The 12,940-nt window shown below is 71.5% G+C and carries 11 protein-coding genes; 5 read left to right on the forward strand and 6 right to left on the reverse strand.

From position 1 onward, the window contains the following. Positions 1-174: 174 nt before the first annotated feature. From ACZ4FV_RS31230 to ACZ4FV_RS31240, 3 genes are all read right to left on the reverse strand, one after another. Positions 175-1,314: a porin PorA family protein gene (locus ACZ4FV_RS31230; protein WP_402232397.1), complete on the reverse strand. Its 1,140-nt coding sequence runs from the start codon at positions 1,312-1,314 to the stop codon at positions 175-177. Positions 1,315-1,721: 407 nt separating this feature from the next. Then, a complete protein-coding gene (locus ACZ4FV_RS31235; protein WP_465323817.1) occupies positions 1,722-2,405 on the reverse strand; it encodes an MBL fold metallo-hydrolase in 684 nt (227 codons plus the stop codon). Positions 2,406-2,855: 450 nt separating this feature from the next. Further along, positions 2,856-4,790 (reverse strand): ABC transporter ATP-binding protein, encoded by a 1,935-nt coding sequence (locus ACZ4FV_RS31240; protein ID WP_465323818.1) that lies wholly within the window; start codon positions 4,788-4,790, stop codon positions 2,856-2,858. 673 nt (positions 4,791-5,463) lie between these two features. Here ACZ4FV_RS31240 and ACZ4FV_RS31245 point away from each other — a divergent pair. Together ACZ4FV_RS31245 and ACZ4FV_RS31250 are read left to right on the forward strand one after the other, a co-directional pair. Beyond that, positions 5,464-5,841: a transposase gene (locus ACZ4FV_RS31245; protein ID WP_465323819.1), complete on the forward strand. Its 378-nt coding sequence runs from the start codon at positions 5,464-5,466 to the stop codon at positions 5,839-5,841. A 240-nt stretch (positions 5,842-6,081) separates the two neighbouring features. Beyond that, positions 6,082-6,969, forward strand: a complete 888-nt coding sequence (locus tag ACZ4FV_RS31250; RefSeq protein WP_395859118.1) for an alpha/beta fold hydrolase — start codon at positions 6,082-6,084, stop codon at positions 6,967-6,969. A gap of 173 nt (positions 6,970-7,142) precedes the next feature. Here the strand turns inward: ACZ4FV_RS31250 and ACZ4FV_RS31255 are convergent, their stop codons facing one another. Then, positions 7,143-7,406, reverse strand: a complete 264-nt coding sequence (locus ACZ4FV_RS31255) for an acyl carrier protein (RefSeq protein ID WP_395859119.1) — start codon at positions 7,404-7,406, stop codon at positions 7,143-7,145. Between the two features lie 318 nt (positions 7,407-7,724). Continuing rightward, positions 7,725-9,152 carry a pyridoxal phosphate-dependent decarboxylase family protein gene (locus ACZ4FV_RS31260; RefSeq protein ID WP_465323834.1) on the reverse strand — a complete coding sequence of 476 codons (1,428 nt, stop codon included), beginning with the start codon at positions 9,150-9,152 and terminating at the stop codon, positions 7,725-7,727. A 277-nt stretch (positions 9,153-9,429) separates the two neighbouring features. On the opposite strand from ACZ4FV_RS31260, the gene ACZ4FV_RS31265 reads away from it, so the two are divergent. The 3 genes from ACZ4FV_RS31265 to lpdA all read left to right on the forward strand — a co-directional run bounded on the left by ACZ4FV_RS31265 (position 9,430) and on the right by lpdA (position 12,270). Continuing rightward, positions 9,430-9,894, forward strand: coding sequence for a PPOX class F420-dependent oxidoreductase (locus ACZ4FV_RS31265; protein WP_465323820.1), 465 nt, complete (start codon positions 9,430-9,432; stop codon positions 9,892-9,894). A gap of 128 nt (positions 9,895-10,022) precedes the next feature. Then, the gene (locus ACZ4FV_RS31270; protein ID WP_402232406.1) at positions 10,023-10,712 is read left to right on the forward strand and encodes a helix-turn-helix domain-containing protein; all 690 of its coding nucleotides are present in this window, start codon (positions 10,023-10,025) and stop codon (positions 10,710-10,712) included. Between the two features lie 151 nt (positions 10,713-10,863). Continuing rightward, positions 10,864-12,270, forward strand: coding sequence for a dihydrolipoyl dehydrogenase (gene lpdA, locus ACZ4FV_RS31275; protein WP_395859122.1), 1,407 nt, complete (start codon positions 10,864-10,866; stop codon positions 12,268-12,270). Between the two features lie 117 nt (positions 12,271-12,387). Here lpdA and ACZ4FV_RS31280 read toward each other — a convergent pair whose 3' ends face one another. Further along, a complete protein-coding gene (locus tag ACZ4FV_RS31280) occupies positions 12,388-12,888 on the reverse strand; it encodes a GNAT family N-acetyltransferase (protein WP_402232408.1) in 501 nt (166 codons plus the stop codon). Positions 12,889-12,940 lie beyond the last annotated feature (52 nt).

The raw sequence follows: 12,940 nt of genomic DNA on the forward strand, positions 1-12,940 counted from the left end.
AGGGGTGTGTATACGGGGAAAAAACAATGCCCGCCTTAGGGGGTGGGGGGGGGGGAGAACACAAAACCCCCCCCCCCCGCCGCCCCACCCCCCCCCCCCCCCCCGGGCCATGACGCTTCGCGGCAGGCTCACCCCTCTGCCGACGGTCTTCTCGCTCGCTCGCGGGCCGCCGGGCTAGCTGCTCGGTGCGTTCGTCTCCGAGTCCGCATCGGAGGTCGAGGCGGACGCGGAGGCGGTGGAGCCGACCGGCGTGTTCGAGGCCACTCCCGGATCCGCGGTGGGCGCCGGGGTGGCCTCGGTGCGTGGCCCCGGCAGTGTGGCGCCGGAGTGGCGGCGCCGGGCCCGGAGTTCGAGGTACACGGCCAGGCCGAGCAGGGCCAAGCCGAGCAGGAGGGCCACCAGCGGGGCCAGCACGCCGAGCAGCCACAGCCCTCGGGCGCCGTCGGCGGCGGTGTCGGCCAGCTCCGCGCGGGAGGCCGGCGTCGTGGTCATCTTCAACGACATCACCGGGAAGACCTCGGCCTGAGCGCCGGTCGCCGACGTCGCGGTCGCGGTGAGGGCCTGGGTGGATTCGAGGTCCACCGTGACGCCGGTCTCGGTGTCGACCCAGCCGGTGAGGTCGGTGGTCGAGGTGTAGGCCAGCGGGGTCGGGTCGGCCTGGCCGCCCAGGTCCGGGACCCGGCCCGGGAACGCGACGCCGGCCAGGCCCTGGACCGCCGCCTTCGGCATGGCCGGCGGCAGCGTGCGCAGGGACTCCGGGTCGGTCAGCGGGCCGCTGGTGCGGATCGTGAAGACGTAGGTCTCGCGGCCGGCGCGCCGCTCGGTCCGTACGTACGTGGCCGGGATCGTGGTCTGCGTCGGCGAGTCCCAGAACGGATAGTTCTTCTTCTTGGGTTCCAGCGGGAAGCCCGCGGTCAGGCCCCGATGCGGGTTGGCGGCGACACCCTTGGGCGTCGGTCGCTCCAGCAGGCTCTTGCGGTCCACCGCCCATCGTTTCTCGACGCTGGTGAGGGCTTGTTTCTGTGGGCCGGACACCACGGTGCGGTCGCTGAGCACGACGGTGGACCCGGACGTGTGCACGGCGTGTACGCGCCGATCGACGGTGACCGGCAGGTCCCGCACGATGGCCCCGGACAGGTTGCCCGCCTGCAACGCCTGCGGGTCGAGCATGGTCATGCCGCCGGCGAAGTGCATCGTGAAGTCGGTGTCGTCGGGCACCTGGTGCACGGCGGGCAGCACGGCGAACCGGGTCACCGCGCTCGTCGCGACCAACAGCGTGGCGGCGGCGCCGAGGTACCAGGACGTCTTTCTCATCAGACCAGCCTCCGCAGGTCGCCAGATGGCCCCGGGAGGGCCGGATGTCCCCCCGTCGCGTCGGCGCACGCGACCTGATGGCCCGTACCCCACCAGGATCCGCACCGGATTGCGCCGGATACCCCGATTCCCGCCTCGGTCCGACCTGTTGGTGGTATATCGGGCGCGCACCCATCCGATGCCCTCCGAACCCCGCTTCACCATGCACCCGTTCCCCCGAGCACCCTCGAACTCCGCGCGTCACTACCGCCGTTGCATATCGCGCTGCACATAGAGGCACATCTCCCCATGCACCTCGCCATGCAAGTACCAGGTCAGAGGCAGGTTTTGGACTCGGCAGCAAAGGGTGAGCCCATCGGGAGTCCGCACCGGAGTACGCGAGCGCGGGCCGGAGCCGACGGGCTCGATCAGCCGATCGGTGGTGCGAGGTATTCCAGTGCGTAGCCGTCGTCGGAGGGGGTTACGCGGGCGATGCCGGGTGAGTCGAGGTGGGCGCCGGCTACGAAGTGGTGCGGTTGGGTCAGTTGTTCGAGGAGTGCCACTCGTGCGGCGCGGGCCTGGGACTGGTTGCCGTCGAGTTCCCAGGACACGTTCGGCCGATCGAATTGGAGCGTGGGGACGTGAACGGTGTCGCCCCAGGCGAGAAGGTGGCCGGTGCCGCTCCTGAGGTGGTAGATGGTGTGACCGGGTGTGTGGCCCGGTGTCGGGATCGCGGTGGTCCAGTCGTTGATCGCGACCTTCTCCGACACGGGTACGACCCGGTCGCGGATCGGCTCGAGCCGACCAGTGAACACCGAGGTGTCGCCCGCGCCGATCCACACGCGCTCGAGATTGGGGAACGCCTCCGAACCGTCCGGCGCGATCAGGCCGCTCACGTGGTCTTCGTGCTTGTGGGTGATGGCCACATCGGTGACATGCGCGCGGTCGATGCCCGCTTCGTCGAGCGCGTCGTGGATCAACCCCATGGTGGGGTCGTGCCAGACGTTGGACGCGCCGGTGTCGATGAGAACCGACCGCGTGCCGTCGGTGACGAAGAAGGCATTGACCGACAGTCGCAGGTTGTCGCCGGCCAGCGGGACGGTGGCCGGCAACTCGTCGGCGAGTTGCGCAATCTTCGCGCCATCGAGGTGACCCGGCCTTAGCACAGGCCCCGGTGCCGTGGCCGGGCGCGTTCGGGGGGAGGGTCATCGTGCACCGTCCCCTGAACGCACCCGGACCCGACGCGTCGACGAACCGCCACTTTCCCTGAAAGCCCCTGATCGGAACAAGTCTCGCCGGCGACCCTGGCCGGAGCGCGCGTCGGGCGTACACCGAACACGCCGGTACGACCCCACAAGGCCCCCGCCCGACCGCCCGACCGCCCGACCGCCCGACCGCCCGACCGCCCGACCGCCCGACGGCCCGACGGCCCGACGGCCCGGCCGCGCGGCCGCCCGGCCGCCCGGCCACCCTGTAGGCCCGGCCGCACATCCGGCCGACCACCCCCGTGGGCCCGGCCGACCCGCCCGCGTCACCCCCGCCGACGGAACCCGTCCCGCCCCTCAACTCTCCGCGGTCGCCGCCCTCGCGTGCGGGATGGCGGGGCTCGCGTGGATGCCGTACTGCGCGGCCTGCGCCGTGTACATCGCCCGATACCGCCCCGCGTCGAGCGCCATCAGGCCATCGTGGTCGCCCTGTTCGATCAACCGGCCGTCCTCCAGGACGTAGATCAGGTCGGCGGTCGCGGTCGCGGCCAGCCGGTGGGTGATGAGCAGTACCGTCGTCCCGTCGTCGGTCATCGACCGCAACGCGGCGAACGCGGCGATCTCCGCCTCGGGGTCCAGTGCGGACGTCGGCTCGTCGACGATCACGAGCGGCGCGCCGCGATAGCGGGTCCGGGCGTTGCCGATCTTCTGCCACTGCCCGCCGGAGATCTGCGAACCGCGCTGGTAGCCCTTGACGATCAGGGTGTCCCAGCCGTGCGGCAGCGAGTCGACCAGGTCGGCCGCGTCCGCCCGGGCGACCGCGTGCTCCACCCGGGCCTGATCGAGCGGCCGGTCGGGACGGCCGATGAAGACGTTCGCGCGCGCGGTCATCGCCCATCGTGGGAAGTCCTGGCCCAGCACCGCCACGCGGTCGAAAATCTGATCCCGGTCGGCGTCGCGGACGTCGACGCCGCCCCAGGTCAACGTGCCCTCGCTGGGCAGCAGCAGACCGGCCACCAGCTTGGACAGGGTGGTCTTGCCCGAGCCGTTCTCGCCGACCAGCGCGACCACCTTTCCCGCCGGGATGCGCAGGCTCACCCGATCGAGTGCGGGCGCGTCGTTGCCGGGATAGCGATACGAGACCTGCTCCAGCCGTACCTCGTCCACGTCGCGCGGGAGCGGCAGTCCGCCGACGGGGATCGCGCGCCGCTCCGACTCGGTGCAGGCGTCCTCCAGGTCCCGCAGGTACAGCGATTCCTCGTACAGGCGATTGACCTGCATGACCAGCGCGGTGAGGCCGCTGGTGCAGGTGCGGATCGCGATCACCGCCGTGCCGCCGGCGGCCAGCGGCATGCCGCCTTCGGTGAGGAGCAACCACAGAGCCGCGTACACCAGCAGCGCGCCGAGCCCGGACAGCGCGGACGCGGTCGCCTGGGTCGCGCCCTTGGCGTGCGCGAGTCGGCGGTGCTCGGTCTCGATCGTGGTGGACATGTCCTCGAACGCGTCCAGCACCAGTCGCCCGGCGCGGTGCGCGCGTACCTCGGCGGCGGGCGCCGGTTCGATCAGGCTGCGGCCGAGGATCTCGATCGCGCGCCGGTGTTCGAGCCACGCGTGTACGGATTCGTGCTGCCGCCGGGCGGACCGTACCGCGCCCCAGCCCTTCGGCGCGGCGACCAGGAACAACAGCGGCAACAGGATCGGGTTGAGCAGGGTCAGTACGCTGCCGGTGGCGATCAGGCCGACCAGTGCGTTGATCACCGCGACCGAGGCGCCGATCATGCGTCGTACCGAGTCGGTGCCGAACCGGCCCGCGTCCAGCGTGCGATGGAAGCGCGCCTCCTCGAACGCCTGGAGTTCCACCCGGGCGGCGAGCCGGTAGTAGCGGGCCGTGCAGACCCGTTCCACCTGTGGTTCGAGCCGACTGGTCGCGCCCACCGAGACCGCGGCGAGCAGTGCGGACAGGGCGGTGACGACCATGATGAACAACAGCGCCGGCGCTGCGTCGCGCAGTCGATCGGTGGTCGGTACGTCGGCGAACAGCGCCACCAGCGCGCGGTTGGTCGCCAGCAGCCCGAGCCCGGCCGCGAGACCCTGGCCGATCTCGGCCCCGAGCAGCGCGAGTACGGCGCGTCGATCCACGCTCCAGGCGGCGCGCGTGACCAGCGCGACCATGCTCGGCAGTTGCCGCGCCATCGCCCAGAACGACACGCGCAGCAGCGGCTGTTCATGCTGGGTGAAGGACATGTCGTAGCGCAACGCGCCGCCGAACAGCAGCTTTTCGGACCCGGACACCGGAATTGCCCGCCCCGCGGGCGCCCGGCGACGAAACCTCATCGGATCTCCCAGCGTAGGCGGCGCGGATGCGGGCACCGGGGCGCCCGGCAGGGGGCGCCGGGGTCGGGCGGGACGGATCGGGTGGGTGGGGCGACTGGAGCGGATCGGTGGGGTCGAGAGGATCGGTCGGGTTGCCCAGGACCGGTGGGTCGGGTGGGTTCGGGTGATGCGGTCGTGTGCGGCAGTGGAGTGCCTCCGGTTCGGTGGTCGAGCGCTACGACTTGCCGAGGTGGTACGCCCTCGTGGAGCGATACGACTCGGTGGAGCGGCGCGTGCGTGTTCACGGGCGAGTGGGGTTCGACTCGCGGTGGCGCGGAGTCCGACATGACCACGTCCTTTCCCGGTCCGGGGCACTGCCTGCGGACGCACATGCTGCCCCCGGTTCGGGGCCGCCCGGCAGGGGCGTACGGGCGTACGAGCCGGGCGTGTCCGACCCGTGGCACGCTTGCCCGCGCGCCCGACCGACTGTGGTGAACCGTCCCCACACGAGGGCGAGTTCGGGTAGCGAGGCGGGTGGCGCAGGTCGGGTCGCGCGCCCCGCCGCACTCCGGCGGATCCGGCCGCGCGCAGCGCGTCGTGCGGTCGGTGACCGGGAGCCGTGTCGGATCGCCGGGTCGGTCGTTGGTGGGGTGTGGGTCGTTGGGGTGGATTGACGAACAGTCAGTGGACGATGGTCGAGCCACTGTTGCCGGATCGCGCCCGGCCACGGCGCGGCGGTCGGGGGATCGATCACCGCGCGATGATCGACGCGGTGGCCTGGAAGTACGAAAACGGTTTTCCGTGGCGCGAGTTGCCGGACCGGTTCGGGCCGTGGCAGACCGTCTACCACCGGTATACGGTGTGGGCGAAGGACGGCACCTGGCGTCGCATCCGGACCCGCCTGCAGGTCTGTCCGGACCCGGACGGCAGCCTGGACTGGTTGATCGAGGTCGATACGACGCCGACCCCGCCGAGCGGTGCGGCGACCGGAACGGCGCAGTGCGCCGCGAACGGAACCGCCGACCGCTGACGCCGCACGAAACCCGGCCGGCGGTGCGATCGTGCCGGCCGGCGTACGACGCGGCGTGTCCATGAAAGTCGTTCCGGGCCGCCCCGGGCAAGCGGATTGTGCGCACGGACCGTGTTCGCGTCCGCACCCGATGCCACGACCCTTCGGCCCGCCGCGCCTGCGCCTGCCGTCCCACCGCCCCGTTCGTCCGCGCGGTGCCGTCCCACCGCCGTGCGCCGGATGGTCTGTCACGATGTTCACATGCGTGTGTCGATAGGTGACATCCGACTGTATTTCGACGTGGATGGACCGAGGGTCGTGCCGTACGGTCCGATCATGGTCGAGCGGCCGACCCTGGTGCTGTTGCACGGCGGACCCGGCGCCGATCATTCGTCGTTCAAGCCCGCGATGTACGCGGCCGCGCGCTTCGCCCAGGTCGTCTACCTCGACCAGCGCGGCAGCGGCCGGTCCGACCGCGGCGACCCGGAGCAGTGGACCTGGGATCGGTGGGCCGACGACGTGATCGCGTTCTGCGACGCGCTCGACATCGCCGCACCGATCCTGGTGGGCACCTCCAGTGGCGGCTGGGTCGCGCTGACCGCCGCGATTCGCCACCCCGGGCGGGTCGGCCGACTCGTACTGGACAGCGTGATGCCCGGGCGCATCGCCGAACGGCTCGACGTGTTCGAACGGCTCGGCGGAGTACCGGCGCGCGAGATCGCGCGCCGGTACTGGAGTGGCGAGAGCCCCGAGACCATCCGGCGGGACTGGGAGGAGGTCTGCGTGCCGCTGTACTCGCAACGCACGGACGGCGATCCGGATGCCGCGAACCGGCAGCGCCGGATTCGCTGGAACCACGACGTCCTGGAGCGCTTTCGGCGGGATTCGGCGGACGACTTCGGCGGCTGGGCCCGGCTCGCCGAGATCACCTGTCCGACGCTGATCCTGGCCGGCGAGCACGACCCGGTGGCCACCGCGAGCGCGGCCCGACGACTGGCCGCCGGGTTGGTCAACGCCGAGACCCGGCTGCACGTCCTGCCGGACGCGGGCCACGGCGCCTTCCGGGAGGACCCGGAGCGTTCCCTGGCGGTGCTCCGGAGGTTCCTGGCGGGTCGGCGGGGCATGTCCGCGAAGGCCGAAGGCGGCTGACCGGCCCGGCACGAACACCGCCGGTTCCGCGCCCGCCGGGCCTACGCCCCCTCGGGGTTCGGTGGCGCGGCGGAGGCGGGCGGCGAGCGGTGGCATGGAGGTGGACGCCGCGGCAGTGCCCCGGGCGTGATCGCCACCGCATCGTGGTCGCGCCACGCGTCCAAGGCTCCGGGTCATTCGGTTCGGCCCGTGCGCCCCGCCCGCGCCTGGTCGACGAACTCGGCCAGTCCGCTCGGGGTGACGTGTTCCAGGATCACCTTCGGCTCCACGGCGATGCCGTACCGCTTGCCGAGGACGTCCGCGAACTCGACCGCCAGAGTCGCGTCCACGCCCAGTTCCGCGAACGTGTCGTCCGGGTCGATCCGGGAGATGTCGAGGGAGATGAGTCGGGCGGTCTGATCGACGATCTCGTCGAGCAGGGCGGCGTTCACGGGCATGGCGAAGCTCCTTGACGGGTCATGGATGCGTCCCAGGCGCGGGATGTCCGAAGCGGGCGGCACGTCGACAGGAGCGATCCGGGGCGGCGCGGGAAGTTCTCCCGCGTCGATCCACCGGCCTGGCCCGAGGTCGCCCACCGACCCGACACCGGCTCCTGTCGCCCCGGAAACGCTAGTCGGCGCGCACGTTCCGGCGGTAGGACGGGACCGGCCCGTCGCAGGTGGCGAAGCATGGCGAATCGACCCGGCGCGTGGTCCCGGTGGTGGGCGGAGCGTTCCGCCGGCCGGGCCCGGACCGGGCCGCGTCGTCGGCCGGCGTCACAGCGGCGGGTTGAGGCCCTCGAAGAAGGCCAGGAGTACGGCTTCGCGTAGCCGCGAGGGGAGGCGGTCGAGGAGCGCGTGTACCGGGGCCATCCGCCCGTCGGTCAACAGGCCGGTCTTGACCATGAGTTCGGTCAGCGCGTCGGCGGACACACCCGCCTCGGACTCGGCGAGGGCGGTGAGTTCGTCGACGGAGCGCAGTTGTTCGGGCGTGGGCAGCGGGTCGCGCTCGCCGGCCGCGCGGACCGCCGCCCGCAGCGCGGTGAGCAGGTCCGGGACGTACGGGCCGTGGGTCGCGGTCATGGTGAGGTGGATGGTCGGCGGGATACCGGGTTGGGACAACTGCGGTTGCACGGCCCAACCCAGGCGTTCCAACTCGTCCAGGAACGCGAAGAAGTCGACGCCGTCCGTGGTCACCGCGACCAGACTGGTGGCGGGCGAGCCCAGCACGCGCAGGCCCTCGATGGCGCCGATCCCCTCGACCAGGCTCTCCGTGGCGGCCAGGGTGCGGGTGACCAGGTCGCGGTACCCGTCGGCGCCCAGATGGCGCATCACCGCCCACGCGGCGGCGATCAGACCGCCGGATTTGGAGCTCTGCATGGTCGGATTCACCACCGGATAGCCGGTCCAGTCGGCGGCGACGAAGTACTGGGTCCGGCGCAGCGCCGCCGTGCGGTACAGCAGGATCGAGCAACCCTTGGGCGCGTAGCCGTACTTGTGCAGGTCCACCGAGATCGAATCCACGCCCGGCACCCGGAAGTCCCAGGCGGGCACGTCGTGTCCGAGCTGCTCGGCGAACGGCAGCACCCAGCCGCCGATGCACGCGTCCACGTGACAGCGCACGCCGCGCCGCGCGCACAGGGCGGCGATCTCGGGGATGGCGTCCACGACGCCGTGGCCGTAGGAGGGTGCCGAGGCGACCACCAGGACGGTGTCGTCGGTGATCGCGCGGTCGATCGCGGCGACGTCGGCGGTCATGTGGACCGGGTCGATGTCCACGATCACCGGGTCGAGGCCGAAGTACTTCGCGGCCTTTGCCCATGCGGCGTGTGCCGAGCGGGCGAACACGATCTGCGGGCGGGCCGGGTCTGGCCGCGCGTCCCGAGCCGCCTTGGCGGCCAGGAGGCAGCTTTCCGTACCGCCGCTGGTCCAACTGCCGGCCGCGCCCGCCGGCGCGTGCAGCATCTCGCCGACAGCCGCGACCACTTGGTGCTCCAGCGTCGCGACGCTCGGGAAGGAGGTCGGGTACAGGCCGTTCACGTGCAGGTACAGCTCGAACGCGCGGACGGCGACCTCCTCGACGGAGGCGGCGCCGGAGTCGAACGTGTTGGCCACGCCGGGCCGTCCGCGCCCGGGTTCGTCGGCGGCGTGCATCGCCGTCAGCTCCGCGAGTACCTCGGCCACCGGCCGGCCGTCCGCGAACATGCCCACGCGTGCCTCCCCGAGTGCGATTGCTTGTGAGTTCGGGCCCGGGAGCGGGTGGTTGTGCGACCCCGGTCTCGGGTTGGGGCACGGTAGCGCGGCGGGGTCCGCGATGTCTGTAGGCGTCCGCGGGGTCTGTCGACGTCCGTGCGGGGAGCGGCGCCGCCGGGGGTGGGCGGGTGTGTCGCGGCCAGGCCGACGCGGGGCGTGCTCTTTAGGGTGGGGAACGCTCCCCGGGGTTGGGAGTGCTCCCGAAGAACTCGCCTCGAAGGGCAGAACCATGGCCATCGCGACCGCCCGTCACCCCGAGTTGCCCGAACTGCTCGAATTCCTGCGCCCGCGCCACCGCGGTCTGCTCGCCACGACCCGCGCGGACGGGCGTCCACAGATGTCCCCGGTGTCCTGCGGCGTCGACGAGGCGGGCCGGATCGTGGTCTCCACGTACCCCGATCGGGCCAAGGCGCGCAACGCCCGCCGGGACGAACGGGTGTCCATGTGTATCGTCTCGGACGACTGGAACGGTCCGTACGTGCAGGTGGACGGCCGGGCCGAGGTGTTGGACATGCCGGACGCGCTGGAGCCGTTGGTCGAGTACTTCCGCTGTATCGCGGGCGAGCACCCGGATTGGGACGAGTACCGCGAGGCGATGCGCAAGCAGGACAAGTCGCTGATCCGCATCCACATCGAGCGCTGGGGGCCGATCGCCACCGGCGGCTTCCCGGCCCGCCTGGCCGAGGCCGAGTAGCCGCGACGTCGACGGTGTCGGGCTCGACGTGGTCGGGGCTCGACTGGTTGGGGCGCGACGTGGTCGGGGCTCGCCGCCGATCGGCGCAATGCCCGCCGAAACCGGTGCGCGGGGAGTGGGCTGGTGTGATGACCGAGGAGACTGCGGGTACCGTCCGTCCATCCACCGATGCGCTGCCCGGGCGAGTGAGCGCCCGGCGCCGTGAACTCGGGCTCTCCGTGGCGGACATCGCCCGCCGTACCGGGTTGCCCGGGGCGTGGGTGAACTCCGTCGAGAGCGGATCCACGCCCCCGTCCGCGCCCGGATTGTCCCGACTCGCCGATGCTCTGGAGACCACCGTCGACGACCTGCTCTCCGCGCAGCCGGCCGCCTTCACGCACCGGACGCCGCCTCGGCCGCCGGGCCAGGATCCGGGTCCGGGCCGGGAGTTGGTGGAGATGAGCGACGAGGAGTGCCAGGCCCACCTGCTTCTCCAGTTGGTCGGCCGGATCGCGGTGCTCGACGGGCCCGACCCGTTCGTACTGCCGGTCAACTACGTGATGCTCGGCCGCGACGTGATGTTCTGTACGGCCGCCGACTCGTCCCTGGCCCGGGTCGCCGGCCCGGTCCTGTTCGAGGTGGACGACATCGTCGACGCCGCCCGAATCGGCTGGAGCGTCCTGATCCGGGGCACGGCGGAGCGGGACGAGGACCCGTCGGACGCGCCGTCGGACGCGGAGGACCCGTGGCCGGCGGGTCGCCGGGACGTGTGCATCCGCATCCGCGCGGAACGGGTGACCGGCCGACGGGTGCGGCCGGTGGTGGGCGCCGACGCGTAGGGGCGCGAGACGGGAGGCGCCCGGTCGGGGCGCGCGTCGGTGCGTGCCCCGGCTGCGTGCCTTCCCGTCCCGGCGGCCGTGGCGGCGCCGCTGTCGGTGCCCGTCACGGCCGCCGCGCCGCCATCCGGGCCGGCCGCATATCGTGTGAATCATGAGTACACACTTTGACGTCGTTGTCCTGGGTGCCGGTCCCGGCGGGTACACCGCGGCGGTTCGCAGCGCGCAGCTCGGACTGCGGGTCGCGGTCATCGAGCAGAAGTACTGGGGCGGCGTCTGCCTGAACGTCGGCTGCATCCCGTCGAAGGCGCTGCTGCGCAACGCGGAACTCGCGCACATCTTCACGCAGGAGGCCAAGACCTTCGGGATCCGCGTCGAGGGTTCGGTGACGTTCGACTACGACGCCGCGTTCAAGCGCAGTCGCAAGGTCGCGGACGGCCGGGTCAACGGCGTGCACTACCTGATGAAGAAGAACGGCATCACCGAGTACGACGGGCGCGGCTCGTTCGTCGACGCGCACACGCTGGACGTCTCGCTGACCGCGGGCGGTGTCCAGACCGTCACCTTCGACCACTGCATCATCGCGGCGGGCGCGAGCACCCGGCTGCTGCCGGGCACCTCGCTCAGTGAGCGTGTGGTCACCTACGAGGAGCAGATCCTCACCGACCGACTGCCGGAGAGCATCATCATCGCCGGCGCCGGCGCGATCGGCGTCGAGTTCGCGTACGTCCTGCACAACTACGGCGTGAAGGTGACCATCGTCGAGTTCCTCGACCGGGTCGTCCCGCTGGAGGACGTCGAGGTCTCCACCGAACTCGCCAAGCGCTACCGCCGGTTGGGCATCGAGATCCTGACCTCGACCCGGGTCGAGTCGATCGACGACGGCGACCCGAACGCCAAGGTCCGGGTCACCGTCACCCGCGACGGGCAGCAGCAGGTCCTGGAAGCCGACAAGGTCCTCCAGGCGATCGGCTTCGCCCCGCGCGTGACCGGCTACGGCCTGGAGACCATCGGCGTGCGCCTCACCGAGCGCGGCGCGATCGACGTGGACGGCCGGGGCCGCACCAACATCCCGCACATCTACGCGATCGGCGACGTCACCGCGAAGCTGATGCTCGCGCACGCGGCCGAGTCGATGGCGGTGATCGCCGCCGAGACGATCGCGGGCGCCGAGACCATGGAACTCGACTTCGTGATGATCCCGCGCGCCACCTACTGCCAGCCGCAGATCGCCAGCTTCGGCTGGACCGAGGCGCAGGCGCGGGAGCAGGGCTTCGACGTCCGGGTCGCCAAGTTCCCGTTCACCGCCAACGGCAAGGCACACGGCCTCGGCGACCCGGTCGGCTTCGTCAAGGTGATCAGCGACGGCACCCACGGCGAACTCCTCGGTGCCCACCTGATCGGCCCCGAGGTCACCGAGCTCCTCCCCGAACTCACCCTGGCCCAACAGTGGGACCTCACGGTCCACGAGGTCGCCCGCAACGTCCACGCCCACCCCACCCTCGGCGAAGCCGTCAAGGAAGCCATCCACGGCCTCGCCGGCCACATGATCAACATGTGACACGGCGGCCCGCCGACCTGCATCGCAGGGCTTCGGAGCCACTAAGGGGTACGGAGCGGTAGGGGAACGACACGGGAAGCCGTCTCGCCCTCGGGTGGGGCGGCTTCCTCCGCTCGTTCAGGCGTCCTTCGCGACCACACGCACCATGACGTCGAACAATGGTGAACCCTCGTAGGCGAGCTGCCGTGGTCCGATGCGTTGGTAGCCGAGCCTGGTGTAGAGATGGATGGCCGGTTCGTTGTCGGGCCGAACGTAGAGGCCCAGGTGCGTCACTTCTTGTTGGGCGTTGGCCAGTGCATCGTGGAGGAGCCTGCCGACCCCCTGATCACGCCAGGCTTGCCGGACCATCAGTTCGTTGGTGACGAAGAGCCGCATGGCGGAGAGCGGTTCGCGCTCGTCCGCGAGTTCATCGCCCAACCAATAGCGCGGGTCCGGTCGCTGGCCGTACGCGTAGCCGACGAGTTCGCCGTCGGACCACGCGCCCACCCATGAGAATCCTGGCCGGGCCCGGTGGCGTTCCAGCCGCTCGGCGAAGGCACCTGGTGAGGCGAAGGGGTTGCCCGTGGCGACGCGGTGGGCGTAGGCGTCGGCATACACCTCGACCAGCAGGCTGTGCATAGCCGTCACCTCGGCGGTGCCCCCGGGGCGAAGTGTGAATCGGCTCGTCATG

The sequence above is a fragment of the Embleya sp. NPDC025285 genome, assembly GCF_055558835.1.

Excerpts from the sequence above, each read along its gene's own strand:
- ACZ4FV_RS31265 (WP_465323820.1), top strand. The coding sequence starts at position 9,430 with ATGGCCATCGCGACCGCCCGTCACCCCGAGTTGCCCGAACTGCTCGAA.
- ACZ4FV_RS31250 (WP_395859118.1), top strand. The coding sequence starts at position 6,082 with ATGCGTGTGTCGATAGGTGACATCCGACTGTATTTCGACGTGGATGGA.
- ACZ4FV_RS31260 (WP_465323834.1), bottom strand. The coding sequence starts at position 9,152 with ATGTTCGCGGACGGCCGGCCGGTGGCCGAGGTACTCGCGGAGCTGACG.
- lpdA (WP_395859122.1), top strand. The coding sequence starts at position 10,864 with ATGAGTACACACTTTGACGTCGTTGTCCTGGGTGCCGGTCCCGGCGGG.
- ACZ4FV_RS31270 (WP_402232406.1), top strand. The coding sequence starts at position 10,023 with ATGACCGAGGAGACTGCGGGTACCGTCCGTCCATCCACCGATGCGCTG.
- ACZ4FV_RS31255 (WP_395859119.1), bottom strand. The coding sequence starts at position 7,406 with ATGCCCGTGAACGCCGCCCTGCTCGACGAGATCGTCGATCAGACCGCC.
- ACZ4FV_RS31230 (WP_402232397.1), bottom strand. The coding sequence starts at position 1,314 with ATGAGAAAGACGTCCTGGTACCTCGGCGCCGCCGCCACGCTGTTGGTC.
- ACZ4FV_RS31280 (WP_402232408.1), bottom strand. The coding sequence starts at position 12,888 with ATGCACAGCCTGCTGGTCGAGGTGTATGCCGACGCCTACGCCCACCGC.